At 74.7% G+C, this 25,865-nt stretch carries 21 protein-coding genes; 12 read left to right on the forward strand and 9 right to left on the reverse strand.

Going from position 1 to position 25,865, the window contains the following annotated elements; genetic code table 11:
* Positions 1-75 precede the first annotated feature (75 nt).
* Positions 76-840, reverse strand: a complete 765-nt coding sequence (locus ACIQBJ_RS34360; protein ID WP_400718627.1) for a LamB/YcsF family protein — start codon at positions 838-840, stop codon at positions 76-78.
* Between the two features lie 223 nt (positions 841-1,063).
* On the reverse strand, positions 1,064-1,525 hold the full coding sequence (locus tag ACIQBJ_RS34365) for a MarR family winged helix-turn-helix transcriptional regulator (RefSeq protein ID WP_400718628.1): 462 nt from the start codon (positions 1,523-1,525) through the stop codon (positions 1,064-1,066).
* A 195-nt stretch (positions 1,526-1,720) separates the two neighbouring features.
* Here ACIQBJ_RS34365 and ACIQBJ_RS34370 point away from each other — a divergent pair, with 195 nt between their 5' ends.
* The 4 genes from ACIQBJ_RS34370 to ACIQBJ_RS34385 all read left to right on the forward strand — a co-directional run bounded on the left by ACIQBJ_RS34370 (position 1,721) and on the right by ACIQBJ_RS34385 (position 5,551).
* Positions 1,721-3,229, forward strand: coding sequence for an MFS transporter (locus tag ACIQBJ_RS34370; protein ID WP_400718629.1), 1,509 nt, complete (start codon positions 1,721-1,723; stop codon positions 3,227-3,229).
* Positions 3,230-3,434: 205 nt separating this feature from the next.
* Positions 3,435-4,499: a DUF2804 domain-containing protein gene (locus ACIQBJ_RS34375; RefSeq protein ID WP_400718631.1), complete on the forward strand. Its 1,065-nt coding sequence runs from the start codon at positions 3,435-3,437 to the stop codon at positions 4,497-4,499.
* Between the two features lie 74 nt (positions 4,500-4,573).
* A complete protein-coding gene (locus tag ACIQBJ_RS34380; RefSeq protein WP_400718633.1) occupies positions 4,574-5,011 on the forward strand; it encodes a hypothetical protein in 438 nt (145 codons plus the stop codon).
* Positions 5,012-5,107: 96 nt separating this feature from the next.
* Positions 5,108-5,551 (forward strand): SUKH-4 family immunity protein, encoded by a 444-nt coding sequence (locus tag ACIQBJ_RS34385; protein ID WP_400718634.1) that lies wholly within the window; start codon positions 5,108-5,110, stop codon positions 5,549-5,551.
* A 141-nt stretch (positions 5,552-5,692) separates the two neighbouring features.
* Here the strand turns inward: ACIQBJ_RS34385 and ACIQBJ_RS34390 are convergent, their stop codons facing one another.
* Positions 5,693-6,292: a hypothetical protein gene (locus ACIQBJ_RS34390; protein WP_400718636.1), complete on the reverse strand. Its 600-nt coding sequence runs from the start codon at positions 6,290-6,292 to the stop codon at positions 5,693-5,695.
* A gap of 156 nt (positions 6,293-6,448) precedes the next feature.
* Between ACIQBJ_RS34390 and ACIQBJ_RS34395 the strand changes: the two genes are divergently transcribed.
* The 4 genes from ACIQBJ_RS34395 (at position 6,449) to ACIQBJ_RS34410 (ending at position 13,701) form a co-directional block, all read left to right on the forward strand.
* Positions 6,449-7,978, forward strand: coding sequence for a hypothetical protein (locus ACIQBJ_RS34395; RefSeq protein WP_400718637.1), 1,530 nt, complete (start codon positions 6,449-6,451; stop codon positions 7,976-7,978).
* Positions 7,975-8,157, forward strand: coding sequence for a hypothetical protein (locus tag ACIQBJ_RS34400; protein ID WP_400718639.1), 183 nt, complete (start codon positions 7,975-7,977; stop codon positions 8,155-8,157). Before ACIQBJ_RS34395 ends, ACIQBJ_RS34400 begins: the two co-directional genes overlap by 4 nt.
* Positions 8,154-9,032, forward strand: coding sequence for a hypothetical protein (locus tag ACIQBJ_RS34405; RefSeq protein ID WP_400718641.1), 879 nt, complete (start codon positions 8,154-8,156; stop codon positions 9,030-9,032). The genes ACIQBJ_RS34400 and ACIQBJ_RS34405 overlap by 4 nt, the downstream gene beginning before the upstream one ends.
* Before the next feature lie 94 nt (positions 9,033-9,126).
* The gene (locus ACIQBJ_RS34410) at positions 9,127-13,701 is read left to right on the forward strand and encodes a hypothetical protein (protein ID WP_400718642.1); all 4,575 of its coding nucleotides are present in this window, start codon (positions 9,127-9,129) and stop codon (positions 13,699-13,701) included.
* Positions 13,702-13,765: 64 nt separating this feature from the next.
* On the opposite strand, the gene ACIQBJ_RS34415 is transcribed toward ACIQBJ_RS34410, so the two are convergent.
* The 3 genes from ACIQBJ_RS34415 to ACIQBJ_RS34425 all read right to left on the reverse strand — a co-directional run bounded on the left by ACIQBJ_RS34415 (position 13,766) and on the right by ACIQBJ_RS34425 (position 18,959).
* Positions 13,766-16,606 (reverse strand): acyltransferase family protein, encoded by a 2,841-nt coding sequence (locus tag ACIQBJ_RS34415; protein ID WP_400718644.1) that lies wholly within the window; start codon positions 16,604-16,606, stop codon positions 13,766-13,768.
* A 14-nt stretch (positions 16,607-16,620) separates the two neighbouring features.
* Positions 16,621-18,300 (reverse strand): glycosyltransferase family 2 protein, encoded by a 1,680-nt coding sequence (locus ACIQBJ_RS34420; protein ID WP_400718646.1) that lies wholly within the window; start codon positions 18,298-18,300, stop codon positions 16,621-16,623.
* Positions 18,301-18,614: 314 nt separating this feature from the next.
* Complete coding sequence (locus ACIQBJ_RS34425; RefSeq protein WP_400718648.1) at positions 18,615-18,959, reverse strand: ArsR/SmtB family transcription factor; 345 nt, start codon at positions 18,957-18,959, stop codon at positions 18,615-18,617.
* A 107-nt stretch (positions 18,960-19,066) separates the two neighbouring features.
* Here ACIQBJ_RS34425 and ACIQBJ_RS34430 point away from each other — a divergent pair, with 107 nt between their 5' ends.
* The gene (locus ACIQBJ_RS34430; protein WP_400718649.1) at positions 19,067-20,161 is read left to right on the forward strand and encodes an NADH:flavin oxidoreductase/NADH oxidase; all 1,095 of its coding nucleotides are present in this window, start codon (positions 19,067-19,069) and stop codon (positions 20,159-20,161) included.
* Between the two features lie 97 nt (positions 20,162-20,258).
* On the opposite strand, the gene ACIQBJ_RS34435 is transcribed toward ACIQBJ_RS34430, so the two are convergent.
* Positions 20,259-21,467: an MFS transporter gene (locus ACIQBJ_RS34435; protein WP_400718650.1), complete on the reverse strand. Its 1,209-nt coding sequence runs from the start codon at positions 21,465-21,467 to the stop codon at positions 20,259-20,261.
* A gap of 54 nt (positions 21,468-21,521) precedes the next feature.
* Here ACIQBJ_RS34435 and ACIQBJ_RS34440 point away from each other — a divergent pair, with 54 nt between their 5' ends.
* Positions 21,522-22,370, forward strand: a complete 849-nt coding sequence (locus tag ACIQBJ_RS34440; protein WP_400718651.1) for an AraC family transcriptional regulator — start codon at positions 21,522-21,524, stop codon at positions 22,368-22,370.
* Between the two features lie 16 nt (positions 22,371-22,386).
* Here the strand turns inward: ACIQBJ_RS34440 and ACIQBJ_RS34445 are convergent, their stop codons facing one another.
* Positions 22,387-22,683, reverse strand: a complete 297-nt coding sequence (locus ACIQBJ_RS34445) for a hypothetical protein (RefSeq protein ID WP_400718652.1) — start codon at positions 22,681-22,683, stop codon at positions 22,387-22,389.
* Positions 22,684-22,879: 196 nt separating this feature from the next.
* The gene (locus ACIQBJ_RS34450; RefSeq protein WP_400718653.1) at positions 22,880-23,578 is read right to left on the reverse strand and encodes a FadR/GntR family transcriptional regulator; all 699 of its coding nucleotides are present in this window, start codon (positions 23,576-23,578) and stop codon (positions 22,880-22,882) included.
* A 184-nt stretch (positions 23,579-23,762) separates the two neighbouring features.
* On the opposite strand from ACIQBJ_RS34450, the gene ACIQBJ_RS34455 reads away from it, so the two are divergent.
* Both ACIQBJ_RS34455 and ACIQBJ_RS34460 read left to right on the forward strand, forming a co-directional pair.
* Positions 23,763-24,287, forward strand: a complete 525-nt coding sequence (locus tag ACIQBJ_RS34455; protein ID WP_400718654.1) for a gluconokinase — start codon at positions 23,763-23,765, stop codon at positions 24,285-24,287.
* A gap of 97 nt (positions 24,288-24,384) precedes the next feature.
* Positions 24,385-25,797 (forward strand): GntP family permease, encoded by a 1,413-nt coding sequence (locus ACIQBJ_RS34460; protein WP_400718655.1) that lies wholly within the window; start codon positions 24,385-24,387, stop codon positions 25,795-25,797.
* The last annotated feature ends 68 nt before the right edge of the window (positions 25,798-25,865 follow it).

The raw sequence follows: 25,865 nt of genomic DNA on the forward strand, positions 1-25,865 counted from the left end.
GCGGCGGCACGAATTCGAGGAATTTCCGGGGGCGGCGGCTCCGGGCCGGGAACGGCGGCGCAGCCGTCCGGAACGTCAGCTGAACGCCTCGACGCGGACGCCCGCGGTGGCCAGCGCGCCCCGTACCCGCCAGGCGAGTTGGGCGGCCCCGGGGGTGTCGCCGTGCACACACAGCGAGCGGGCGGCGACCGCGACCGGCTCGCCGCCGACCGCGGTGACGGTGCCGTCGCGGGCGATCCCGACGGCCCGGGCGATCACCGCCTCGGGGTCGTGCAGCACCGCCCCGGGGTCGCGGCGCGGGACGAGGGTTCCGGCCCAGGTGTAGGCGCGGTCGGCGAACGCCTCGGCGACGACGGGGAGTCCGACGCCCTCGGCGACGGTGAGCAGCCGGGATCCGGGCAGGCCGAGCAGCGGCAGTGGGCCGTCGCAGACCGCTCCGGCCCGCAGCACGCCCGAAACCACCGCCTCCGCCTGCTCGTTGTCGTGCACGACCCGGTTGTAGAGGGCGCCGTGCGGCTTCACGTAGGAGACCCGGGAGCCGGCCGCGCGGGCGAACACCTGGAGCGCGCCGATCTGGTAGGCGACCTCGTCGGCCAACTCCTCGGGCGGGACGTCCATCGCGCGGCGGCCGAAGCCGGCCAGGTCGCGGTAGGACACCTGGGCGCCGATCCGCACCCCGCGCTCGGCGGCCAGCGCGCAGACCCGGCGCATCGTGGACGGGTCGCCGGCGTGGAAGCCGCAGGCGACGTTCGCGCTGGTGACCACCGACAGCAGGGCGTCGTCGTCGGTGAGGCTCCAGCGTCCGAAGCCCTCGCCGAGGTCCGCATTGAGATCGATCACCGCTTCGGCCACTGTGGCTCGTCCGCCCTTTCGCGCGCGGAGCGCCCCGGCCGCCCGGACACCCGGATGCCGCTCCTGGGGCTGATGGTAGGGCCTGATCGTTTCGCCATGGGCGGTGCCCGGGGGCCGGGCGACAGGTTTTACCCGGGCGGGGGAGCGGGGCCGCGGGACGGGACGGGCAGGCCGTGGTCGGGCCGTGGCCGGGCTGCCGGGTGACCGGTCGTCAGGCGCGCGGCCAGGGGCGGCCCTGGAGTCGCTCGATGTCCCGGTTGAAGCGCTCCAGCACGGCGGCGAACCCGGCCAGGTCGGTGGCCGTCCAGTCGCCGACCACCCGGGACAGGCCCTCGATCGACCAGTCGCGGTCGGCGTGCAGGCGGCGCAGGCCCTCCTCGGTGATCCGCAGCTTGCGGGCCACGCCGCCGTCCGGGTCGGGGATGCGGTCGACCAGCCCGGCGCGCAGCATCGCCGCGGTCTGCCGGTTGACGGTGGAGGTGTCCAACCCGAACGCCTCGGCGAGCTGCCCGATGGTCAGCGGGCCCTCGGTCTCGATCCGGCTGAGCAGGGTGTAGGCGCTGCGCTCCAGGCTGTCGGGGCCGCCGGAGGTGCGGGCGGAGGCGAGCACCTGGTGGCGGCCGAGCAGCATGATCTCCCGCTCGATCAGGGCGAGTTCCTCGTCGCGCCGCATGCGTTCCGCCTCCTCCGTCCGCTACGTCACTTTTCGGCAGCATATCCCGCCGGAGCGTCATGTGTATGGTACATATTATGTGCATCGTGCACATGAATCCGGCGGCTTCGCACCGCTCCGCGACGCGAAGCTGGCGAGAAGCCGAAGAGAAGCCGGGGAAGCCGGAGAGATGACCAGAGAGATGAGAACAACCCCATGAGTCAGGCACGTACCGGCCCCGTCGTCGGAGTGCTCGCCGGCGCGGGCATCGTGGTCTCGCTGATGCAGACCCTGGTCGTCCCACTGATCCCCGACCTGCCGAACCTGCTGCACACCGGCGCCGCCAACGCCTCCTGGGCCATCACCGCCACCCTGCTGGCCGGCGCGGTCGCCACCCCCGTGCTCGGCCGGCTCGGCGACATGTACGGCAAGCGCCGCGTCCTGCTGGCCAGCCTCGCCCTGCTGATCGTCGGCTCGGTGGTCTGCGGCCTCAGCGACTCGCTCGCCCCGATGGTGGTCGGCCGCGCCCTGCAGGGCGTCGGCGCGGGCGTCATCCCGCTCGGCATCAGCATCATGCGCGACGAACTGCCCCCGCAGAAGCTCGGCTCCTCGATGGCGCTGATGAGCTCCTCGCTCGGCATCGGCGGCGCGTTCGGCCTCCCGCTGTCCGCCGTGATCGCCCAGCACGCCAGCTGGCACGCCCTGTTCTGGATCTCCGCCGTGCTCGGCGCCCTGGTCGCCGTCGCCGTCCTGTTCCTGGTCCCGGAGTCCCCGGTGCGCTCCGGCGGCCGCTTCGACCTGGTCGGCGCGATCGGCCTCACCATCGGCCTGGTCTCCCTGCTGCTCGCCATCTCCAAGGGCAGCGACTGGGGTTGGGGCTCCGGCAGCACCCTCGGCATGCTCGCCGCCGCCGTCGTGGTGCTCCCGGTCTGGGGCTGGTGGGAACTGCGCACCGGACAGCCGCTGGTCGACCTGCGCACCAGCGTCCGCCGCCAGGTGCTGATGACCAACCTGGCCTCCGTGGTGATCGGCTTCGCGATGTACGCGATGAGCCTGGTCTCGCCGCAACTGCTCCAACTGCCCACCGCCACCGGCTACGGCCTCGGCCGGTCGATGGTCGAGGCCGGCCTGTGGATGGCCCCCGCCGGCCTGGTGATGATGCTGCTCTCCCCGGTCTCCGCCAAGCTGTCCCGGGCCAAGGGCCCTAAGGTCTCGCTGCTGGTCGGCGCCGTGGTCATCACCGCCGGTTACCTCTCCGCCCTCGCCCTGATGGGACACGCCTGGGGCGTCCTGGTGTTCTCCTGCCTGATCAGCGGCGGCATCGCGTTCGCCTACGCGGCCATGCCCGCACTGATCATGGGCGCCGTCCCGGTCTCCGAGACCGCCGCCGCCAACGGCCTCAACACGCTGATGCGCTCCATCGGCACCTCCAGCTCCTCCGCCGTCATCGGCGTGGTGCTGGCCCACATGACCACCGACTTCCACGGTCACGCGCTGCCGTCGGAAAGCGGTTTCCGCACCGCCTTCCTGATCGGCGCGGGCGCGGCGGTGGCCGCCGCCCTGATCACCCTCGCCATCCCGGGCATCCGCCGGACCGCGGGAGCCGGGGGCACCGCCGCTGCCGGTGCCGCTGCCGGTGCCGCTGCCGGTGCCGGGAACGTCGTCGGCCTCCGCAGCGTGCAGGACGCGGCGCCTCGGGCCGCCGAGGGCACGACCGCGAAGTAGCCCGCCGGCCCGAACCGGCCTTCACCGGAGACATCCTGACGGGCCGTCCGCACCACCACTCCGGTGCGGACGGCCCGCCGCCGTCCCCACCCCCACCCCGCCTGTCGCACCATCATTTCTTCGGGCCGGAGTCGTCGGTCCCGTGACCCGTCCGACGGCGCGTCGCCCCGGGCCGTCGCCCGGTTCGCCGAAGTAGGGTGCGCGAATGGCGACCCATGAGCGTGAGATCACCGAACCCGTCGACCTGTGCCGCCCGGACGGCACCCTCGCCCCCGAGGCGGTCGGCTGGTCGCGGACCCCGCTGCACCGCGGCAACCTCCAGGGCTGGGGCCGCACCAAGCGGTGGGAGTACTGGTGCGTCAGCACGCCCTCGCACCTGGTCGCGCTCACCGTCTCCGACCTCGACTACCTCACCCTGAACGCGGTGTACTTCCTCTCCTGGGACGAGCACAGCGTGCTCGAGGACCACGAGCGCACCGCGATCGCCCCCGGCTTCCCGAACCGCCCCACCGTCCTCCCCGAGGGCATCGCCGGCTCCGGCGGCCCGCACGGCACGGACCTCGCCGTCGGCCCGGAACGGCCCGGCCGCCGCGACGTCCGGGTGGCGATCACCCAGGAGCCGGGCGGCACCCGGCTGCGGGCCCGCGCCCTCACCGCGGACCTGCGCCGCCTGGAGGTCGACCTGCTGGTCGAACTGCCCGCCGGGCACGAGACGCTGAGCGTGGTCGTCCCCTGGGACGGAAAGCGCTTTCAGTACACCTCCAAGCACACCGCGCGCCCCGCCACCGGCACCGTCCGGCTGGGCGACCGCGCGTACGCCTTCGACCACGACGCCTGGGGCACCCTCGACCACGGCCGGGGCCGCTGGCCGCGCTCGCTCGGCTGGAACTGGGGAGCCGCGTCCGGCCGTACCGACGGCCGCACCGTCGGGCTGCAGTTCGGCGGACAGTGGACGGTCGGCACCGGCGCCACCGAGAACGCCCTCTGCGTGGACGGCCGCCTCACCAAGCTGGGCACCGAACTCGACTGGCAGTACGACCCCGCCGCCCCGCTCGACCCCTGGCGGATCACCACCCGGGACAGCGACCAGGTCGACCTGACCTTCACCCCCTTCCACGACCGCCGCACCCGCACCGAGACCGGCCTGGTCGCCAACCGCACCGACCAGTGCTTCGGCTACTACCGGGGCACCGTCCGCACCGACGCGGGCGAACGCATCGCCGTCGACCGCCTGCTCGGCTGGGCCGAGGACGTCAGGATGCGCTGGTGACCGGACGGCCTCGTGCCGCCGTCACCATTGCCGCCGCCGCCGCAGCAGGCCGGGCCCGGCTAGTCTCCTGTCCCGTGAACGACCGCCCCTGCTCCGCCCACGGCCCCGGGCTCGACCCCGCCGCGCTGGTGGGGCGGCGGCTCACCGGCCTGGTCGCGTCCTGGTACGCGTACGAGGGGGAACGGGCCCCGGAGCCCGTGGTGGTCTGGCTGCGCGACGACCGGGGCGGCTGCACCTTCGTCGGTACCGGGGGCGACTGGTGCCTGATCGTCGAGGACGGACAGCCGCACGCCGACCTGGACCTGGGGGAGTGGGGCCGCCTCGACGTCCGCCCCGCCCCGACCGGAACCCCGCTCACCCCGTACCTCGGCCAACCCGTCCTCGCCGCCCGCCAGGAGCACACCCCGGGCACCGGCCGCACCGCCCTCGAACTCGACTTCCGCACCGGCACCGTCCGCTGCGAGTCCTGGCAGGGCGACCTCCTCCTCAGCACCCGCCGACCCCCGGCCTGAGCACGCCGCCCACCTGCCCCACCTGCCCCGGCGGTCAGCGGCGGTCAGCGGGAGTCCCCCGTTCAGGCTGTCCGCGACGCGCGTTAGCGTCCCCGCATGGATGACACCCAGCTCGCCGCGTTGACCGCAATCTGTGCCGACGTCCTGCCGTACCCGGGGGAGTGGCAGCGCCCTCCGTACGCCGAGCGCGCGGTCGGCGGGCAGCGGTACCGGGTGCTCGCCGTCGACCCGGGGATCGGCGCGATCGGGCTGCGGGACGGCGACGGTTCGGTGTGGATGCTCCGGGAGGAGGGCGAGCCCGGGCTGCTGAACTCCGGGACGCGGACGCTGCTCGCGTTCGTAGAGCTGTACCGGGAGGCCGCCGCCGAGGCCGAGCGGTACGAGGCGGGCGAGGACGTGGAGGACTCCATCGACGCCGCCGACGCGCTCACCGACGCCCTGCTGGCCGGGTTCGCGGCGGTGGACCCGGCCGCGGTCGCCGACGAGAACGCCTACTGGCACATTGCGGCCGAGGAACTCGGCTACGCCATGGACGCCTGACCACCCTGGAGCCCCAGAGCCCCGGAGCCGCGGCACCCCAACACCCCAACACCCAGGCCCCCGTGAGCGCCCCGGAACGCCGGAAGGCCCGGATCGACCGCGCCCCCGCAGTCGATCCGGGCCTTCCGGCGTGCACGCCGCTCAGGGGCAGGGCACCACCCGGGCGAAGTCGTGGTGCGCCGCGAGGGCCTGCTCCCACTCCAGCCGGCGGATCTTCCGGTGCACGATCAGCAGCGGGACGACGCCGACGAGGCCGAACGACATGTCGATGAATTGCCAGAAGAGGGGTATGCCGCGCAGCGGGCCGCAGATCAGGGCGAGCGGCACGACGCCGCCGCAGGCGACCATCGCCCAGCGGACCACCCAGATGTTGCGGACCGGGTCGCGCAGCGGGCCCCAGAAGGCGGCGGCGATCACCAGGTGGGCGAAGGCCAGCCAGTCGGTGCCGTAGGCGAGGAAGGGGTAGGTGCCGTAGCCGTCGGCGACGCCCGTCCGGACGTGGTGCACCCAGCGGTCGACGGCGGGGAGGACGGAGTCCAGCCCGGTCGCGTCGACGAGCCGGGCGAGCAGCGCGGTCTCGGTCTGCAGCGGGAACGCGGTCGCGCCGCTGAGCACCAGGCAGACGATGAACAGCCACAGCCAGCGTCTGATGCTGCGCCGGACGGGCGCCGGCCCGGCGGCCGGTGCGGGACCCGGATCGGAAACGGTGGAACCGGCCGGGGCGGTGGCGATGTCGGACATGGGGAGTCCCCCTCCATGACGCGGGTGCCGGAGGCGGCACACGGTGTCGCGGAATGGACTCTAGACCTGAATTTGAACGCGTTCAACACGTCTGGACAGCTCGCCCCAAAGGGGGTTTTTCGGACCTGTCCGCGGAAAGCCCTAATCTTGTCCCCCGTGACCGCCATCGCAGACCAGCCCACCCGGCCCGCCCCCGGCCCGGCCGCGGACGAGGGACTCGCCCGCCGGCTCAAGGCGCTGGCCTGCACCGCGCCGCTGCACGACCTGGACAGCCGCAAGGTCAACCTGGCCGGCGAGTACACCTCGTACACCATGGCCGAGGTCGGCCTCGCCGCGATCGACCTGGTCACCCTCAACATGGACTTCGACACCGGCGCGGACCGCGACATAGTGCTCGCCCGCCTGCTGCCCAGGATCGCCGCCCAGAACCCGCGGCGCACCACCGTCGAGCACGAACGGGTGGCCCGCTGGGTGCTGGAGTCGCTGATCAACGTCGGCAGCGTGGACCGCGGCTTCCGCGCCGTCTACGGCACCTTCGGCCCGGACGGCGAGTACGTCCGGCGCGACTACGACTTCAAGCTGATCGAGGAAGTCCCCGGCCAGGACGGCGGGGTGTACCTGCGCACCACCGACGAGGCCGTCAACGTGCTGGTCGGCGCGCTCGACACCGACGTGACGAGCGCCCAGATCGCCGCCGAGGTCAAGCTGGAGGTGCTGATCCGCCGCGGCCGCCTCGCCGACGCCCAACTCGCCGCCGAGCAGGCCCGGTACCGCACCGTCCAGTACGCCGAGACGCTGCGCCGTGCCCTGGAGGCGACCCGGCGCAACGTCCGCGCGGTCGACTGGATGGAGACCGTCCCCGACCTGATCGACGAGGCGCTCGACCACATCGCCGACCGCTACCGGCACGAGAACGCGATCCTCACCAACATCCGCAAGGCCCGGGACGAGAGCGTGGACGGCGAGCACAAGCGCCGCGCCGCCGAGCTGGTCGACATCGTCAAGGACTGCATCCGCCGCCACACCCAGCTGCAGACCCGGCTGCTCGAAGCGGGACCGCTGTTCCGCGCCGAACAGGACCGGCAAGCGTTTTCCGCACCCGCCGCGCGGATCGGCATCGACCTCTACGGCCAGCTGCTCGCCCCGGTGCTCACCCTCCCGCTGGCCGACGCGGTCCGCCCCACCGACGCGTTCTTCGCCCGCGGCACGGGGCTGCGCACCCCGGTCTCGGTCCGCCTCGCCGACCTGGTCGACCTGCTGTTCACCCCGCCCGTCGAACGCGAGCACCTCGGCGCCGAACTCCCCGAGCCCGACCTGGTCGCCACCCCCGACGACAGCCGCTTCTCCGAGGCCCAGCTGGAGACCGCGCTGGAACTCCTCGACCTGCCCGCCGACGCCCCCCGCCGGCTCTCCGGCCTGCTCGCCGACGCCCGCACCCGCGGCGCCGAACTCGGCGAGGACGACCGGGACGGCGAGGAACTCGCCTACCTGGTCGCCCTGCTGGCCGTGCACGCGGCCAGCCCCCCGGTCGGCACCGCCTACCGGCAGGGCGAGGAGCGCCTGCTGTTCGCCGTCGACGACGGCACCCGGCTGGACGACCCCGGCTTCGGCGGCGCCGACCTGATCGTCGGCAGTGCCCTGCTGGACGCCGTCGGCATGGCCGCCGACCGCAAGGACACCGTGTGACCCGCCGCGCCCGCACCACCCGCGCCCACGCCGACACCCGCGCCCACGCCGACACCCGGCCCGCCCGCACCACCGGCAGTGCCGGCGAGACCCGCAGCACCCGCGAGGCCCGCGCCACCCGCGAAACCCGCAGCACCCGCGAAACCCGCAGCACCCGCACCGAAGGAGCCCTCGGATGACCACCACCAGCGAGGCGTGGACACCGCCCGAGAGCGAACCGGCCGCCGCCCCGGTGCCGATCAGCCCGGCGGACGTCGCCGAGGCCGCCCGCCTGGTCTCCTTCGGCCTGCAGGCCAAGCTGCTGCCCGCCCGGGACGCCGAGTACGGCGAACTGGTGCGCCGCTACCGGGAGGACCCGCCGTTCGGCCGGCTCGCCGACGCCGTCGCCACCGGCATGGGCCTGGTGGTGCTGGAGGTCTCGGCGCGGGCCGGCATGGCGGTGGCCGCCGCCGAGGACTCGGTGTTCGCGGTCCGGATGGGCGACTACTCGCGCCGGGCCGCCTCCGAGTCCACCGACCGCTTCCTGCACGGCCTGGCCCACCTCGCGGTCGCCGCGCTCGCCTTCCCGCGCCCCGAGGACCTCGCCGACGAGGGCTACCTCGGCCGGGTCACCGTCAACGGCGTGGACGCCTTCGTCCGGCAGGCGTGCCGCCGCCTGGAGGAGCGCGCCGAGGCCGAGGGCGCCAACACCGACCCGGCCAGCGACGCCCCGGGCCTGGAGGCCGCCTGGCGGGTCTGGGCCCGCCGCTCCGCCACCGGCGCCACCAAGGACGCCCGCCGGCTGGCCGGCTCCACCACCGGCATCGTCTCCAAGGCGGTGTCCTTCCTGGTCGACTCCGGCTTCCTGCAGAAGACCTCCGACGACGCCGGCGGCACCTACCGCACCACCGCCCGCTACCAGTTGCAGGTCCGCGACCTGGCCGGCGGCGCCGCGATGGCCGAACTCCTCGACCTCGGCGTCGTCCCGGTCAGCGACGGCACCGCCACCCTGGCGCCGCCCGACGAGACCGACGACCTGGTCGCCGACGCCGGCCTGCCCTTCCACGCCCTCTGACACCCCGTCCTCCGCCGTCCCGCCCTCCGACACCCCGCTCCCCGACGCCCCGTCAACTCCCTCTGCACTGACCGCTCCAGGAGAACCACCGCACATGTACGAGCTGAACCGGGTCCGCCTCTACTCGATCGGACCGGCGGGCGCGCGCTACGCCGACACGGTGCTCGACCTGCGCGGCGTCGGCGAGCCGGTGCCCGAGCCGCAGCCCCGGCAGATCGGCCTGTTCGGCGAGGAGCCGGAGGGCCCGCAGCGCCGCCCCGCGCCCGCCGGCGTGCTGTTCCTGGAGAACGGCGGCGGCAAGTCCGTCCTGCTCAAGCTGATCTTCTCGGTGATGCTGCCCGGCCACCGCAACACCCTCGGCGGCGCCTCCTCCGGCGTGCTGCGCAAGTTCCTGCTCGCCGACGACTGCGGCCACGTCGCCCTGGAGTGGCAGCACACCGTCACCGGCGAACTCGTCGTGGTCGGCAAGGTCAGCGAGTGGCGCGGCCGCCAGGTCTCCTCCGACCCGCGGAAGTTCGCCGAACTCTGGTACTCCTTCCGGCCCGGCCCCGGCCTCACCCTGGACGCCCTCCCGGTCGCTGAGCGGCCCAGCCTGTCCGGCGACGGCAAGGCCCGCGGCCGCCGCCGCACCATGAAGGGCTTCCGCGACGCGCTGACCGAGGCCGCCAAGGCCCAGCCGCACCTCGACGTCACCTTCGAGGAGATCCACGACCGCTGGATCGAACACCTCGGCGCCCTCGGCCTCGACCCCGAACTCTTCCGCTACCAGCGCGAGATGAACGCCGACGAGGGCGAGGCCGCCGGCCTGTTCGCGGTCCGCGACGACGCCGACTTCACCGACCTGCTGCTGCGGGCCGTCACCGACACCCGCGACACCGACGGCCTCGCCGACCTGGTGCACGGCTTCGCCGCCAAGCTCGGCCGCCGTGCCGAACTCACCGCCGAACGCGACTTCACCGCCGGCTCGGTCGACCTGCTGCAGCGCATCGTCGACGCCACCGCCGCCCGCGAGACCGTCCGCGAGGGCCACCGCGCCGCCGAACGCCGCACCCGCAGGCTGGCGCTGTCGCTCGCCGCCCGCTCCACCGCCGAACGCGACCGCACCCACGACCTGGCCGTCGAGGTCGCCGCCGCCGCGAGCGCCGTCACCGCCGCCGAGACCGACCGCACCCGGCACTCGCTGATCGTCTCCGAACTGACCTACCGGCACGCCACCCTCGGCCTGGAGGCCGCCACCGCCGAGGCCGGCCGGCTGCGCCGCGAACTCACCGACGCCCGCGCCCAGTTCACCGCCTGGCAGGCCGCCGAGGCGGTGCTCCGGCACCGGGCCGCCGCCGACCGGGCGGGCCGGGTCGCCGCCGCCATCCGGGAGGCCGAACTCGACGCCGCCCCGGCCCTCGCCGCCCGCGACCGGGCCGCCGCCGCCCTCGCCCGCGCCCTCGAATCCGCCGCCGCGAGCGCCGAGACCCGCGCCGACCAGGAGGAACTGCGGGCCGGCGAACTCCAGGAGGACGGCGCCACCGCGCACGCCGAGGCCACCGCCGCCGCCACCGCCGCGCAGAAGGCCCGCTCCGAGGCCGAACACCTCCGCCAGCGCCTCACCGAGGTCGAGCAGGAGACCGCCGCCGCCGTCGAGGCCGGCTGGATCGACGACTCCGGCGCCGAACCCGACCCGGCCCGGGCCGCCCTGCACGCCGCCGACGCCGAGACCGCCGCCGCCGAGGACCTCGACCGGGCCCGCGCCGCCGCCGAGCAGAGCGCCGCCCGGGTCCGCGAGGCCGCCGCCGCCGAGGCCCGCGCCGAACTCGCCACCGCCCGCGCCGCCGACGCCCGGGCCGCCGCCGACCGTGCCTTGGCCGCCGAACAGGGCACCGCCACCCGGCTCGCCACCGAACCCCGGCTCGCCGAACTGCTCTCCCTGACGCCCTACCAGGACGGCGCCGAGGAGAGCGAAGGATTCCTGACGCCCCGTCAACTCGACGCCAGCGCCGAGGACCTGCGCGAACTCCTGGACCGCTCGGTGGCCACCGCCGAACGCACCCTGTTCGACCTGCGCACCGCCGCCGCCGACGACTCCCGCATCCTCGCCGCACTCGGCGACGGCGGCCTGCTGCCGCCCGGCCCCGACGTCCTCGCCACCGTCGAGTACCTCGGCGAGCAGGGCATCCCCGCCCTCCCCGGCTGGCGCTACCTCGCCCAGTCCGTCGACCCCGCCGACCACGACGCGATCCTCGCCGCCCGCCCCGAACTCGTCGACGGCGTCGTCGTCACCGACCCGGCCTCGCTCGACCGGGCCCGGGAGGCGCTCGCCGCCGCCGCCCTGCTGCCGCGCTCCACCGTCGCCGTCGGCACCACCGCCGCCCTGATCGCCCCGATCGAGGGCGCGCCGGCCTTCTTCCTGGTGCCGCCGAACCCGGCCATGCACAACGAGACCGCCGCCGACGACGAACGCCGCGCCCTGCGGACCCGCGCCACCGCCCGCGAGGAGCACATCCGCGAACTCGCCGCCCGGCTCGGCGGCGACCGCGCCCTCGCCGCCCGGCTCGCCTCCTGGCACGCCAGCTGCCCGCCCGGCACCCTCGCCGAACTCGCCGAGGCCGCCGCCGCGGCCGCCGACCACGCCGAGGCCACCGCCGCCGAACTCGCCACCCTGCGCGCCGAACACGCCGACGCCGAGACCGAGCACCAGGCCGCCGCCGCCCGCCACGAGGAGTGCCGGGAGACCGCCCAGCGCGCCCGCCGCCGCGCCGACGCCCTGGCCGGCCTCGCCTTCCGGCTCCGCGAACGCGCCAACTGGACCCGTCGGCAGCGCGAACTCGCCGACGACGCCGCCGAGTGCGAACGCCGCCAGGCCGTCTGCACCGAACGCGCCCGCACCTGCGACGAGGACCGCCGCGCCGCCCAGCGCGCCGCCGACGACGCCCGCCGCACCGCCCGCACCCTGCGCGCCGAACGCGCCGAGATCGCCGCCGTCGACACCGCCGCCGCCGACGGCCCGATCCCCGCCTCGCTGCCCGCCCTGCGCGAGGCGTACCGGGCCGCCGCCCAGCTCTACGAGAAGGTCGGCGTCGGTGCCGACCTGCGCGCCGAACAGGCCCGCGCCGAGAGCGACGAGACCGCCGCCGCCACCGAACTCCAGCGCCTCAGCAACAAGGTCAAGGCCCGCGCCGAGGAACTGCTCACCAGCCCCGACGGCGCCGACGGCCCCGCCCGGCAGGCCGCCGCCGCCCGCGCCGAGGAACTCGTCGCCCTCATCGAGGCCCGCTCCGACGCCGCCTCCGAGGAGGTCGGCCGCCTGCGCGGCGACGCCGAACGCTCCGCCCCCGCCGCCGGCGAGGCCCACACCGAACTCCCCGAGGACCTGCTCCCCGCCGACCCCGGACACGCCCAGGCCCTGCTGCGCACCGCCACCGCCCTGCTCGCCGAACGCCGCGAACGCGTCGACACCGCCCGCACCGAGCACGGTGACCTGCAGCGCACCCTGGACCAGGCCCAGGCCGCCGCCACCGACTTCGAGGAACTCGCCGGCCAGCTCCGCGAGACGCTCCGCGACACCGGCGAGGAGGGCGACCAGGCCGCCGACACCTACCTCGGCGGACTCGCCGCCGCCCGCGCCGCCGTCACCGACACCCGCCGCGCCATGCGCACCGCCGCCACCGAACTCACCGGCGCCGAACTCACCGTCCGGGACACCGCCGACGCCCTCGTCCGGCACGCCAACGCGGCCCGCTACGAGGCCGTCCGCACCCCCGCCCGGCAGCAGATCCGCGAACTGCCCGCCGCCGCGCTGCCCGACCACGCCGCCGCCTGGGCCGCCGCGTTCGCCCCCCGGCTGCGCGTCCTCACCGACGAACTCGCCCAGCTGGAACGCAACCGCTCCTCCATCGTCGACCGGCTGCGCGGCCTGGTCGAGACCTCCCTCACCACGCTGCGCGCCGCCCAGCGGCTGTCCCGGCTCCCCGAGGGCCTGGGCGAGTGGTCGGGCCAGGAGTTCCTGCGCATCCGCTTCGACGACCCCGACCACGCCGTCCTGGTCGAACGCCTCGGCGAGGTCATCGACGAGGCCACCCGCTCCGCCGTCAGGAAGAACTCCGACCTGCGCCGCGACGGCATGTCCCTGCTGCTGCGCGGCGTCGCCGCCGCGCTCGGCCCCAAGGGCGTCTCGGTCGAGATCCTCAAGCCGGACGCGGTGCTGCGCGCCGAACGCGTCTCGGTCGGCCAGATGTCGGACGTCTTCTCCGGCGGCCAGCTGCTCACCGCCGCCATCGCGCTCTACTGCACGATGGCCGCGCTGCGCGCCAACGACCGCGGCCAGTCCCAGCTGCGGCACGCCGGCACGCTCTTCCTCGACAACCCGATCGGCCGCGCCAACGCCACCTACCTGCTGGAGCTCCAGCGCGCCGTCGCCGACGCCCTCGGCGTCCAACTCATCTACACCACCGGCCTGTTCGACACCACCGCACTCGCCGAGTTCCCGCTCGTCATCCGCCTGCGCAACGACGCCGACCTCCGGGCCGGCCTCAAGTACATCTCCGTCGAGGAACACCTCCGCCCCGGCCTCCCGTCCCCCCAGGACCCGGACGGCCCCACCGTCCACGGCGAGATCACCGCGACCCGGATGTTCCGCCGCCCGGAGGCCGTCGCCGGGCCCGCGGCCGAGCAGGAGTAGCCGGAACGCCGACGGCCCCCGTCCCGGTGCGCCCGGGCGGGGGCCGTCGGCGTCCGACGGTGTGTCAGCCCCTCGTCGACACGGTCACCGACTCGACCTTCATCGGGTGGCCGGGCTCCGTCGCCGCGGTCGGCGAACTGCCGTACGCGGCGGGCAGGTTGCCGCCGACGGCGACGTTCAGGATCAGGAAGATCCCGTGGTGCACGGCCTGGTCCCAGGCCGCCGGGTCGACCCGGTCGGCGGTCACCTTGAAGTACTCCCGGCCGTCGCGCAGCCAGCGGACCTGCTCGGGGCTGCTGGAGCGGTCGATCTCCACGGTGTAGGTGTGCGAGGTGCCCCAGCAGTCGGCGCAGGGCTGCTCGCCGGAGCCGAGCCCGTTCGGCTCCTGGCAGGGGCCGCCGGGGGTGGTGCCGCAGTGCATGGTGCCGAACACGCCCCGGGCGCCGACCGATTCGAGCACGTCGAGCTCGCCGACGCCGGGCCAGCCGGTGTACCCGTCGCGGAGCTTCCCGCCGAGCGCCCAGAACGCGGGCCAGTACCCGGCGGCCGCCGCCCCGTGCACGTCGGGCAGCGCCAGCTTCGCCTCCACCCGCAGGACGCCGCCCGCGGGGGCGGCCAGGTCGGCGCGCCGGGACTCGATCCGGCCGGAGGACCAGCGGCCCGCCGCGTCCCGGGTCGGCACGATCTCCAGCGAACCCCGCCCGTCCAGGCGGACGTTGGCGGCCGAGTCGGTCATCGTCTCGATCTCGCCGGTGCCCCACTGCGCGGCCGGGCAGCCGGGGTAGCAGGTACCCAGGTCGTACTGCCAGGTGGCGGCGTCGGGCCGGGAGCCGGCCGGTCCGTCGAACTCGTCGTGCAGCAGCGTGGTCCAGCCGCCGGTGCCGAACACGCCCGCGTCGGTGAGCAGTTGGTCCAGCCGGGCGGTGAGCACCACGGCCGCGGCGTTGGTCAGGTGCGAGTCGTCCCGGTACAGCAGGACGTGCTCCAGGACGGCCGGGCAGGTCCGCCCGTCGCCGGGGCAGAGCACCGAGTTGACCTCGATCGAGCGGACGCCGGGGAACTTCCCGGCGGCGATCTCCTCGGCCAGCGGGTCGGCGTACAGTCCCTCGCCGCGCGGGAAGTCGCAGGCGGCGGTGGAGTCGGGGTGCCCGGAGACGCAGACCGGGACGTCCCGGCCGGGGATCGGGGTGTCCTGCAGGTAGACGATCGGGACGCCCAACTCCCGCAGCGGGGCCAGGGTCTGCTCCCAGCCGCGGAGCAGCGCCGCCCGGTCGGCGGTGTACCGGTTGAGCGTGGAGACCAGGATCAGCTTCGGCTTCGGACCGGCCGTGAGCCGGGCCAGCGCGTTCGCCCGCCAGGTGTCGCACTCGTGGTAGGTACGGCCCAACTGCGGGTTCACAACCTGGAGTTCGGGCAGCGGGCAGCCCTGCTTGACGAGTTCCTCGACGCTCAGGCGGTGCTGGGCGGCGATGCCGAGGACGGCGGAGAACCACTGTCCGGCGTGCGAGTCGCCGAGCAGCACGATCCGGTCCTCGCCGGAGCCGAAGCGGCACGGCGGGCTGACGGTGTCGGCGGGGTCGACCTCGCACGCGCCGTCCGGCGGGAAGTCCTGCCGGGCCTGCACGGGGTTGGGCACGGTCGGGGTGTGCGCGGCGGGCGCGGCAGCCAGCAGGCTGTGACCGTCCCGGGCGCCGGGCGGCAGGCCGGCCGGGTCCGGGGGAGTGGCCGGGCCGAGGTTGCGGATGGTCCCGGCGCCGACGACCAGCGCCAGCAGCACCGGGAACACCACGGCGGTCAGGCCCAGCGACAGGCCGCGGCGCGGGATCTCGCCGAGCACCACGCTGCGCCGCAGCGGCTGCTCCAGCCAGCGCAGAGCGGCCAGCGCGGGCAGCGCGGCGGCCGCGGTCAGCGCGACCTTGACGCCCCAGTGCAGGGTGCCCCAGTGGGCCTCGGCGAGGACCAGCACCGGCCAGTGCCAGAGGTACAGGTTGTAGGAGAGCCGGCCGATCGCGCGCGGCGCGCGGAGCGACAACGCCCGTCCCACCAGGTGCTGTTCACCGGCCAGCACGATCGCGGCGGTGCCCAGGGTGGGGACCAGTGCGGCGGTGCCGGGGTAGGGGGTGCGGCCGTCGTACAGCAGCACGCAGGCGAGCACCGCCGCCATGCCGCCGATCCCCAGCAACTCCCTCGCCAGCCTGGGTATGCGGTGGACCGGCAGCAGGGCGATCACCGCGCCGGCGGCGAACTGCCAGGCCCGGGTGGGGGTGGAGAGGTAGGCGCCGGCGCTCCAGTGCAAGGAGAGCCAGAAGGAGCCGGCGCCGAGCAGCAGGGTCAGGCCGAGCAGGGTGCGGCGGCGCCAGGCCCAGCGGGCGGCGAGCGCCAGCAGCGGCGCCCAGAGCAGGTAGAACTGCTCCTCGACGGCCAGCGACCAGAAGTGCAGCAGCGCGCTGGGGTCGCGGCCGGCCGCCAGGTAGTCGGTCTGTTCGGCGATGAAGCGCCAGTTGGCGACGGACAGCGCGGAGGCGAGCACGTCGCGCTCCAGGTCGGCCCGGCGCAGCGGCGCGGTGAGCAGCGCGCCGAGCACGGCGACGACGGCGAGCACGACGGCGGCGGAGGGCAGCAGTCGGCGGGCCCGGCGGGAGTAGAACTCGCCGAGCCGGACGCGCCCGTTGTTCGCGGTCTCGGTGCGCAGCAGGCCGGTGATCAGGTAGCCGGAGATGACGAAGAAGACGTCGACGCCGACGAAGCCGCCGGCGAAGCCGGGGACGGCCGCGTGGAAGGCGAGGACGGCGAGCACGGCGACGGCCCGCAGGCCCTCGATGTCGGGCCGGAACCTCGGCCGTTCGGCGGGTTGTTGGGGCGTCCGTTGCAGGACGACGGTGAGCGGGGCGGTACTGGTGGACACGGGAGCGGGACCTTTCAGCCCAGCCAGGGCAGCATCGGGGCCGCCCAGCCGGAGGCGAGCAGGGCGACCAGGGCGAGCGTGCTCGTGACGGCGAGGGCCTCGGGCCAGCGCCGGGGACGCATCGCGGGGCGGGCCCCGGAGTCGGAGACGGCCGCGGTGACGGATTCGGCGGCGCGCGGCCGCAGTTCGGCGTACAGGTCGCGGACCAGCGGGACGCCGAGGTGCAGCTGCACGGCCAGGTACAGGCCGAGGCCCCAGGTGGTGTGCCAGCCGTACAGGGCGGTGGCGACGGCGATGCCGAGGGCGGTGGCGGCGAGCGTGCCGGCCGTCCAGACCATCGAGACCAGCAGGACCTTGCGGGCCATGCCGCCGGAGCGGCCGGGCTTGGCGACGCCGGTGGGCACCCAGGCGGCGCTGCGGCCGCGCAGGGTGTGCCAGTAGGCGGTGGCGGCGGCGAAGCTCATCAGCACGTTGGCGCGCAGGACTTCCGAGCGCCAGCGGGTGCGGCTGACCCGGGGCAGCAGGACGTGCCAGATCCACAGCAGCGACAGCATCGGCAGCACGTACCAGGCGCGGACCTCGCCGGGGTAGGCGAACAGCATGACCAGCGGCGGCAGCGGCGCGGTCAGCACGTTCACGGCGGCGGCCAGGTAGCCGACGATGCCCTCGTCGAAGCAGCGGCGCATCCGCCAGGTCATCGCCTTGCGGGTGGGCCGGTCGCCGATCAGGTGCAGGTTGCCCATCGTCCAGCGGTACTGCTGGTTGACGAAGCTGGTGGTGGAGTCCGGCGAGGTGCCCTTGGCGACCAGCACGGGCACGTACCGGGTGGTGAACCCCTGCTGGTGCAGGGCCAGTCCGGTGTACATGTCCTCGCTGTGGTCGAGCCGGGCGAAGCCGCCGGCGGCGTCGATCGCGGTGCGCCGGTAGACGGCGTTGGAGCCGCAGCAGATCGCCGCGTCGGAGGCGTCCCGGCTGGGCTGGACCCAGCGGAAGAACCACTCCTGGGCGGAGCCGGCGGCGCGCTGCACCCAGCCCATCTCGGCGTGCGTGTCGAAGCACTGCGGGCTCTGCACGATGCCGACCTTCGGGTCGCCGAAGTACGGCAGCAGGTGGCGCAGCAGGTCGGCGCGGGGCGCGAAGTCGGCGTCCAGGATGGCGATGTACTCGGCGCTGCTCAGGGTGAGCGCGTGGTTGAGGTTGCCGGCCTTCTTGAACTCGCCGCGGTTCGGGCGGACCACGTAGTGGTAGCCGAACTCGGCTGCGAGCGAGGCGACTTCGGGACGGTCCGCGTCGTCGAGGATCCAGACGTCCAGGCTGCCGCGGTGCTCCATCAGGGCGACCGCGCGGTAGGCGTTCTCCAGGATGTCGAGCGGTTCGCCGCAGGTCGGCAGGTAGAGGTCGACGGACGGCGGGTCGGCGGGCTGCCAGGCGGCGGCGAGCAGTTCGTGCCCGGCCCGGGTGAAACGGCGGCGGCGCAGCCCGTTCAGGCAGGTCAGCGCGAGGGCGACCAGGTTGACGCCGAGGACGGCGAGGAACGGCCAGAGGGCCGGGGTCTGCAGCGAGAAGCTGAACATCGTGACGGCGCTGAGCACGAAGGCGAGCGCGGAGAGCAGCGGGACCCAGCGGCGCTGAGGTCCGAAGTACCAGTAGAGCTCCTGATCGGATGGCGGTGACGGAAGGTGATTGGCAGTCATATGGGCCCCCCACGGCCGGATACTGACACCTGTCGCCGGTAGATTACCCGATTGGTATAGACCAAATGACCACCCCGGATGAACGCTGGGGCAACTCCGGTGAAGGGCGCGTGACCAGGCATGACCGTGTCAGGCAAGATCGCCCGCGGGACTGCCGTGACGGATGGCGCGCACTGTGGCGCACCGGTTGCCCCGCCCTGCGGCGAACGGTCGCCACCATCAAGGTCGCTGGAGCGTCGGAGCCCTGACGCCACGTCAGATCCGTCCGGACCGACTCCGCGCCTGCCGCCGAACCTCCTTCCGCGAGGGGGAGGTCAGTCGGCCGGGACCGCCGGAACGGCGGCCAGCACGGACTCCAGCAGCCCGGGGAAGCGCTCGGCCAGATCGGCCGCGCGCAGCGTGTTCATCTTCGAGGTGCCGCGCCGGTGCTGCCGGATCAGCCCGGCCTCGCGCAGGACCCGGAAGTGGTGCGTCATCGTCGACTTGGTGATCGGCAGGTCGAAGGACAGGCAGTTCAGCTCCACGCCGCCCACCGCCGCCAGGTCGGCGACGATCCGCAGCCGGATCGGATCGGCCAGCGCGTGCAGCACCCGGACGAGCTCCAGCTCGGCGGTGGCGGGCTCGGGCAGCAGCCCGGGGCAGTCCTGGTCGATGGCCATGCCCTCATGGTACGAGATCTCTCGTAGTTTGACAGTTCTCGTAGTACGGTGGATATCGTACGAAGCGAAAGAGCCCCAGCGTCCTCAGACAGGAAGGGCAGGAAGCCGTGAGCGCCCTGTTCGAGCCCCTCACCCTCCGCTCGCTGACCATCCCCAACCGGATCTGGCTCAGCCCGATGTGCATGTACTCGGCCGCCGCCGAGGGCCCCGAGACGGGCGTCGCCACCGACTTCCACCTCGCCCACCTCGGCTCCCGCGCCGCCGGCGGCGCCGGTCTCGTCATGGTCGAGGCCACCGGCGTCAACCCCGAGGGTCGGATCTCCCCGTGGGACCTCGGCCTCTGGAACGACCGCCAGCAGGAGGGCCTGGCCCGGGTCGCCGCGCTGATCTCCCAGCACGGCGCCGTCCCCGCGATCCAGCTCGCCCACGCCGGCCGCAAGGCCGCCACCGACAAGCCCGGCGCCGGCGGCGCCCCGCTCACCGCGGCCCAGGGGGCCTGGCAGCCCGTCGGCCCCTCCCCGCTGGCCTTCAGCGCCGACCACCAGGTCCCCGCCGAACTGACGGAGGATCAGATCGCCTCCGTGGTCGAGGACTTCGCCGCCGCCGCCCGCCGCGCCCTGGCCGCCGGGTTCCAGGTGGTCGAGGTGCACGGCGCCCACGGCTACCTCGTCCACGAGTTCCTCTCCCCGGTCTCCAATCACCGCACCGACGGCTACGGCGGCGACTTCGCCGGCCGCAGCCGCCTCGCCCGCGAGATCGCCACCGCCGTCCGGGCCGTCTGGCCCGCCGACCTGCCGGTCCTGTTCCGGGTCTCGGCCACCGACTGGCTCCCGGACGAGCCCAGCTGGACGGTCGAGGAGAGCGTCCTGCTCGCCAAGGAGCTCCAGGCCGTCGGCGTCGACCTGATCGACGTCTCCACCGGCGGCAACGTCCCGCACGCCAAGATCACCGGCGGCCCCGGCTACCAGGTGCCGTTCGCCGAGCAGATCCGCCGCGAGAGCGGCCTCCCGGTCAACGCCGTCGGCTCGATCACCGACGCCGACCAGGCCGAGGCGATCGTCGCCGAGGGCCGCGCCGACGCCGTCATGCTCGGCCGCGAACTCCTCCGCGACCCGTACTGGCCCCTGCACGCCGCCCGCGAACTCGGCGTCCCCCGCAACTGGCCCGCCCAGTACGGCTTCGCCGTCGGCCCCCGCGGCTGACCGCACCCTGCCCGCACGGCCGGGGCCCGGCACGGAAACCCCGTGCCGGGCCCCGGCTGTGTCCCGCTGTGTCCCGGTCGTGCACCGCGCCGCCGCGTCAGCGCGCCCCCGCCGACTCCGCCCGCTCCGGCCGATCCGGTCGCTCCGCCTCCTCCGACGCCCACCGGGACGGCTCGACCATGAACGCCCCCAGCAGCACGCCCAGCAGCGGCACCGCCGGCAGGATCGTCAACACGCCCTGCGGGCCGTGCTGTTGGGCGACCAGCCCGAACAGCGGCGCCAGCAGCCCGCCCACCGACACCGCCAGGCCCAGGGTGACCCCGGCCGCGGTGCCGGGCCGGGTCGGCAGGTAGTCCTGGCCCAGCTTCACCAGCACCGCGAACGGCAGGTTCAGCGTCGCGCCCGCCAGCACCGCGAACAGCAGCGGCGCCCACTGGCCCGGCGTCACCCGCAGCAGCACCAGCGCCGGAACGGTCAGCGCGGTGCCCCACCGCGCGGTGCGCACCATCCCGATCCGGTCCGCCAGCCGGCCCCCGCCCAGCGTCCCCGCCACCCCGCCGAACAGGAAGCAGGTCAGCGCCGCCCCCGCCAGCAGGTGCGAGGCGTGCAACTCCCGGAGCCAGTACAGCTCGACGAAGGTGCTGACCCCGAAGAACACCACCGAGCGGACGACCTCGACGCCCGTCAGCAGCGCGAACGGCCCCCACCGGTCCCGCCCGGCGCGCCGCGCCCCGCCCCCGGCGTGCGCGTACGTCCGGTGCCGGGCCCGGAACAGCACCGCCGCCATCACCAGCGCGGGCAGCACGAACACCGCCGTCGCCCGCACGCCCCAGGCGGCCAGCAGCGGCGTGGCCAGCACCGGGGCCAGGAAGAACCCGACGCTGCCGCCCGCCGCGAACACGCTCATCGCGCCCGCCGAGTCCCCGGCCGCCTCCCGGGCCGCCCGCCCCGCCGCCGGATGGAACGCGGCCACCCCGAGCCCGGAGAGCAGCACCAGCACCCACACCGCCGCGTACCCGTCCGCCAGCCCGCTCAGCCCCGCCCCGAGACCCGCCAGCGCCAGCCCGGCCGCCGCCAGCCAGGGCAGCGGACGGCGGTCCACCAGCACCCCGACCAACGGCTGCGGCACCGCGCTGCCCAACGTCGCCGCCAGCGTCAACCCGCCCGCCGCCACGTACCCGTAGCCGCGTTCGAGGACGAAGTACGGCACCACCGCGGGCACCAGCCCCTGGTACAGGTCGTCGACGGCATGCGCCGCACCCCACATCCGCATCCGGCGCCACACGCCGGCCGTTCCGCTCGTCATACCGCCAGCCTGGCCCCCGCACCCCCGTGCGGACTTCCGATACTCTGCCAACCCATGCTGCGAACCCGCCAACCTGCCCAGCGCCCCGCCGAAGCCCTCGGCACCCCTGCCCCCGCCCCTGCCCCCGCCCCTGCCCCTGCCCCCGCCCCTGCCCCCGCTGCCGACCCCCCGGCGCACCTCCAGCAGACCGGCCCCAGCCGCCACCCGCTCGCCCACCGGGAGCGGATCGAGTGGCACTGGCACGAGGTCAACCAGCTGATCAGCCCCGGCCGCGGCGTCCTGAAGGTCAGCACCCCGCGCGGACAGTGGGTCGTCCCGCCGCACCGCGCGGTCTGGCTGCCCGCTGGCCTGCCGCACGCCCAACAGGCCCACGGGCCCAGCGAGTTGCGCTGCCTGGTGTTCCCGGCCGAGACCAACCCGCTGCGGCTGGACGGACCCGCCGTGCTCGCCGTCACCCCGCTGCTGCGCGAGATCGTCGCCCACCTCACCGGGCCCGACGCCCCCACCGGACGGCCCGCCCACACCCTCGAACAGGCCGCCCTGGACCAGCTCGCGCACGCCCCCGAACTCCCGCTCGGCCTGCCGCAGCCCACCGATCCCCGGCTGCGCGACCTCGCGGCCCTGCTCACCGCCGACCCGGCCGACGACCGCCCGCTCGCCGAACTCGGCCGCGCCGTCGGCGCCGCCGAACGGACCCTGAGCCGGCTCTTCCACCGCGAACTCGGGCTCGGCTTTCCGCAGTGGCGCACCCAACTCCGGCTCCAGCACGCCCTGGTGCTGCTCGCCGAGGGGCGCTCCGTCACCGCCACTGGCGCCGCCTGCGGCTTCCGCTCGCCGAGCGCCTTCATCGAGGCGTTCCGGCACGCCTTCGGCACCACCCCGGGCCGCTACCAGCAGGACTGACCGGCCGTCGGCCGGATCACCGGTGCGTCCGCTGCCGCTGCTCGCGCGAACCGTCCAGCGGCCCGGCCGAGTTGGGGGAGCGGCGGCGGGAGGCGGCGACCTGCCGGGAGACCACCACGTCGATCAGGCACCACGCGGTCAGGAAGACGCCGAGCGCCATCAGCGCCAGCGCCGGGGTGAGCAGATCGGTGTGCGCCCAGGAGGCGAGCAGCGCGACCACGAACGCCACCACCGTGAACGCGAACGCCAGCCCGGCCCGGACCGCGGCACCCCGCACCTCGTCCGGCAGTCGACCGCGTCGACGAAACCCCACCGCGCACCCCCTGTCGGCCCCGCGCCCGCCCGTCCTCCCCGGACCTGCCCCCGAACGGCCCGGGCCATGCGGCCGGCCCCGGCAATCCACCCGCGGCGGGCGTGTCGGGCGGACGGAGCCCCGGCCCCGTCCAGGATCGTATTCCGGCGCGCAAGAGGGCCCACCCGGCCAGAAGGACGGGCGCGGTGACGCCGGGTCAGTCCGGCAGGGTGGCGTCCAGCTCCTCCAGCGCGCCGACCACGATGGTCCGCATCGCCCGCTCGGCGGCCTCCGGGTCGCCCGCGCAGATCGCGTCGGCCACCTCGCGGTGCAGCCGCACCGCGTACTCGCGCGGCCGGTGCGGCATCAGCCGGTGCTCGGTGCGGCCGGTCAGGACGGCGCCCACGGTGTCCTTCAGGTGGGCGAACATCTCATTGCCGGAGGCGCGCAGCACCGCGGCGTGGAAGGCGATGTCGTGGTCGAGGAAGGACTCCAGGTCCGCGGCCCGCGCGGTGACGGTCAACTCCACGGCGAGGGCGGCGAGTTCGCGCCGGTCGTCGTCGCTGGCGTGCCGGGCCGCGAGCGCCGCGGCGGCGGGCTCCACCGCGACCCGCAGCGAGCCGAGCGAACGCAGCTGCGCGGAGCGGCCCGCCCCGGCCAGCCGCCAGCGGATCACCAGCGGGTCGAAGACGTCCCAGTCGCGCTGCGGCCGCACGGTGATCCCGACCCGGCGGCGCGGCTCGACCAGGCGCATCGACTCCAGGATGCGGACCGCCTCCCGCACCACGGTCCGCGACACCCCGTGCTGCTCCTCCAGCTCCTCGGCGCGCAGCACCGTCCCCTCGGGAAGCTCCCCGGAGGCGATCGCCGGACCGAGAGCGGCAAGCAGGCGGCCGGGCAGACCCTGGATCTCCATTCGCACAGCTTATCGGCGTCCCCGGCGGGCAGACGGCGCCTGCCCGCCGTCGCCCCCCAGGGTCTGCGGGCATAAAAAGTATGACGATTAGGTTTCACTCGCTTGAATAAGTCATACCTTTGAGTCAAGGTTGCGACGCAAGCAGGCGTCGTCGCGTACGCGGGCAAGGACAGGAGCACCACCCATGGCTCTCAGCGCCGAGAACCAGCAGCCGCCCGTCATCGTGGTGATGGGCGTCTCCGGAGTCGGGAAGACCACCGTCGCCCGACTGCTCGCCGAACGCCTCGGCCTTCCCTACGCCGAGGCCGACGACTTCCACCCCGCCGCCAACATCGCCAAGATGCGCTCCGGCGTCCCGCTGGACGACGAGGACCGGCAGCCCTGGCTGCACGCCCTCGGCAGCTGGCTCGGCGAACGGTCCGCCGCCGGCACCGGGGGAGTGGTCACCTGCTCCGCGCTCAAGCGCCGCTACCGCGACGTGCTGCGCGCGAACTGCCCCGACGCCTGGTTCCTGCACCTGAGCGGCACCCACGACCTGGTCGGCGACCGCCTCGCGCACCGCACCGGCCACTTCATGCCGCCGTCCCTGCTGGACTCCCAGTACGCCACCCTCGAACCGCTCCAGGCCGACGAGAACGGCACCGTGCTGGACGTCGACGCCTCCCCGGAGACCCTCGTCGAACGCGCCGCGGCCGCCCTGCCCCACTGACCGGCCCCGGCCCCACCGGCCCCGACCGGCAACCCCACACCCCCCGCGTCACACCCCGTCACCGACCGCCCGACAGCCGGGCGGTGACGGCCCGTCGATGGAGACCCCCGTGACCCCCACCCTGCTCGCGGCCGGCGCCCCGGCGCTGCCGCACACGTCCAGCAACGGGCAACTGCTGCTCGCGGTGCTGCTCAGCATCGGCGCGATCGTGCTGCTGATCACCCGCCTCAAGATGCACCCGTTCCTGGCCCTCACCCTCGGATCGGGGCTGCTCGCCGCCGTCGCCGGCGCGCCCTTCGACAAGCTGCTGGCCAGCTTCTCCACCGGCTTCGGCTCCACCGTCGCCTCGGTCGGCCTGCTGATCGGCCTCGGCGCGATGCTCGGCAAGCTGCTCGCCGACTCCGGCGGCGCCAACATCATCGCCGACACCGTGCTGGCCCGGACCGGCCCGAAGGCGCTGCCCTGGGCGATGGCGCTGATCGCCGCCGTGCTCGGCCTGCCGCTGTTCTTCGAGGTCGGCGTGGTGCTGCTGATCCCGATCGTGCTGCTGGTGGCCCGGCGCGGCAACGTCCCGCTGATCCGGATCGGCATCCCCGCGCTGGCCGGCCTCTCCGTCCTGCACGGCCTGGTGCCCCCGCACCCGGGCCCGCTGGTCGCCGTCGACGCCCTGCACGCCGACCTCGGCGTCACCCTCGCGCTCGGCCTGCTGATCGCCGTCCCCACCCTGATCGTGGCCGGCCCGCTCTTCGCCCGCCTCGCCGAACGCTGGGTCGGCCCGCTGGCGATCCCCGCCGCCCCCGAGGACACCCCGGCCGACACCGCGAAGCGGGAGCCCGGCCGCACCCCGCGGTTCGGCGCCGTCATGGCGACCATCCTGCTGCCCGTCGTGCTGATGCTCGGCAAGGCCCTCACCGACGTGGTCGTCGACGACCCGAAGTCCACCGTCCAGCGGTTCTTCGACTTCATCGGCTCGCCGCTGATCGCCCTGCTCGCCGCCACCCTGCTGGCCATGCTGACCCTCGGCCGGGCGGCCGGCTTCGACAAGGGGAAGATCTCCGCGACGGTCGGCTCCGCGCTCGGCCCGATCGCCGGCATCGTGTTCATCGTCGGCGCGGGCGGCGGCTTCAAGCAGACCCTGATCGACGTCGGCGTCGGCAACGCGGTCAGCGAGTGGTCCGGCAAGTGGCACATCTCGGTGCTGCTGCTCGGCTGGCTGATCGCCGTGCTGATCCGCCTCGCCACCGGCTCCGCCACCGTCGCCACCATCACCGCGGCCGGCATCGTCGGCCCGCTGGCCGCCGACATGTCCACCACCCACGCCGCCCTGCTGGTGCTCGCCATCGGCGCCGGGTCGCTGTTCCTGTCGCACGTCAACGACGCCGGGTTCTGGCTGGTCAAGGAGTACTTCGGGATGAGCGTCGGCCAGACCCTGAAGTCCTGGTCGGTGATGGAGACGATCATCTCGGTGGTGGCGATCGCCCTGATCATGCCGCTCAGCCTGATCATCTGACCGACCGCCACCCCCACCCCCTCAAGACCGCGCGCCCGCAAGACCGCGACGCCCTCCGGACTCCCGCT

This window comes from Kitasatospora sp. NPDC088391, assembly GCF_044753345.1.
Taxonomy (GTDB): Bacteria; Actinomycetota; Actinomycetes; order Streptomycetales; family Streptomycetaceae; genus Kitasatospora.

Coding starts and splice junctions, on each gene's coding strand:
- ACIQBJ_RS34435 (WP_400718650.1), bottom strand. CDS start 21,467: ATGACGAGCGGAACGGCCGGCGTGTGGCGCCGGATGCGGATGTGGGGT.
- ACIQBJ_RS34405 (WP_400718641.1), top strand. CDS start 8,154: ATGACCACCACCAGCGAGGCGTGGACACCGCCCGAGAGCGAACCGGCC.
- ACIQBJ_RS34460 (WP_400718655.1), top strand. CDS start 24,385: ATGGAGACCCCCGTGACCCCCACCCTGCTCGCGGCCGGCGCCCCGGCG.
- ACIQBJ_RS34365 (WP_400718628.1), bottom strand. CDS start 1,525: ATGCGGCGCGACGAGGAACTCGCCCTGATCGAGCGGGAGATCATGCTG.
- ACIQBJ_RS34420 (WP_400718646.1), bottom strand. CDS start 18,300: ATGACTGCCAATCACCTTCCGTCACCGCCATCCGATCAGGAGCTCTAC.
- ACIQBJ_RS34440 (WP_400718651.1), top strand. CDS start 21,522: ATGCTGCGAACCCGCCAACCTGCCCAGCGCCCCGCCGAAGCCCTCGGC.
- ACIQBJ_RS34425 (WP_400718648.1), bottom strand. CDS start 18,959: ATGGCCATCGACCAGGACTGCCCCGGGCTGCTGCCCGAGCCCGCCACC.
- ACIQBJ_RS34390 (WP_400718636.1), bottom strand. CDS start 6,292: ATGTCCGACATCGCCACCGCCCCGGCCGGTTCCACCGTTTCCGATCCG.
- ACIQBJ_RS34375 (WP_400718631.1), top strand. CDS start 3,435: ATGGCGACCCATGAGCGTGAGATCACCGAACCCGTCGACCTGTGCCGC.
- ACIQBJ_RS34370 (WP_400718629.1), top strand. CDS start 1,721: ATGAGTCAGGCACGTACCGGCCCCGTCGTCGGAGTGCTCGCCGGCGCG.
- ACIQBJ_RS34385 (WP_400718634.1), top strand. CDS start 5,108: ATGGATGACACCCAGCTCGCCGCGTTGACCGCAATCTGTGCCGACGTC.
- ACIQBJ_RS34450 (WP_400718653.1), bottom strand. CDS start 23,578: ATGGAGATCCAGGGTCTGCCCGGCCGCCTGCTTGCCGCTCTCGGTCCG.
- ACIQBJ_RS34410 (WP_400718642.1), top strand. CDS start 9,127: ATGTACGAGCTGAACCGGGTCCGCCTCTACTCGATCGGACCGGCGGGC.
- ACIQBJ_RS34455 (WP_400718654.1), top strand. CDS start 23,763: ATGGCTCTCAGCGCCGAGAACCAGCAGCCGCCCGTCATCGTGGTGATG.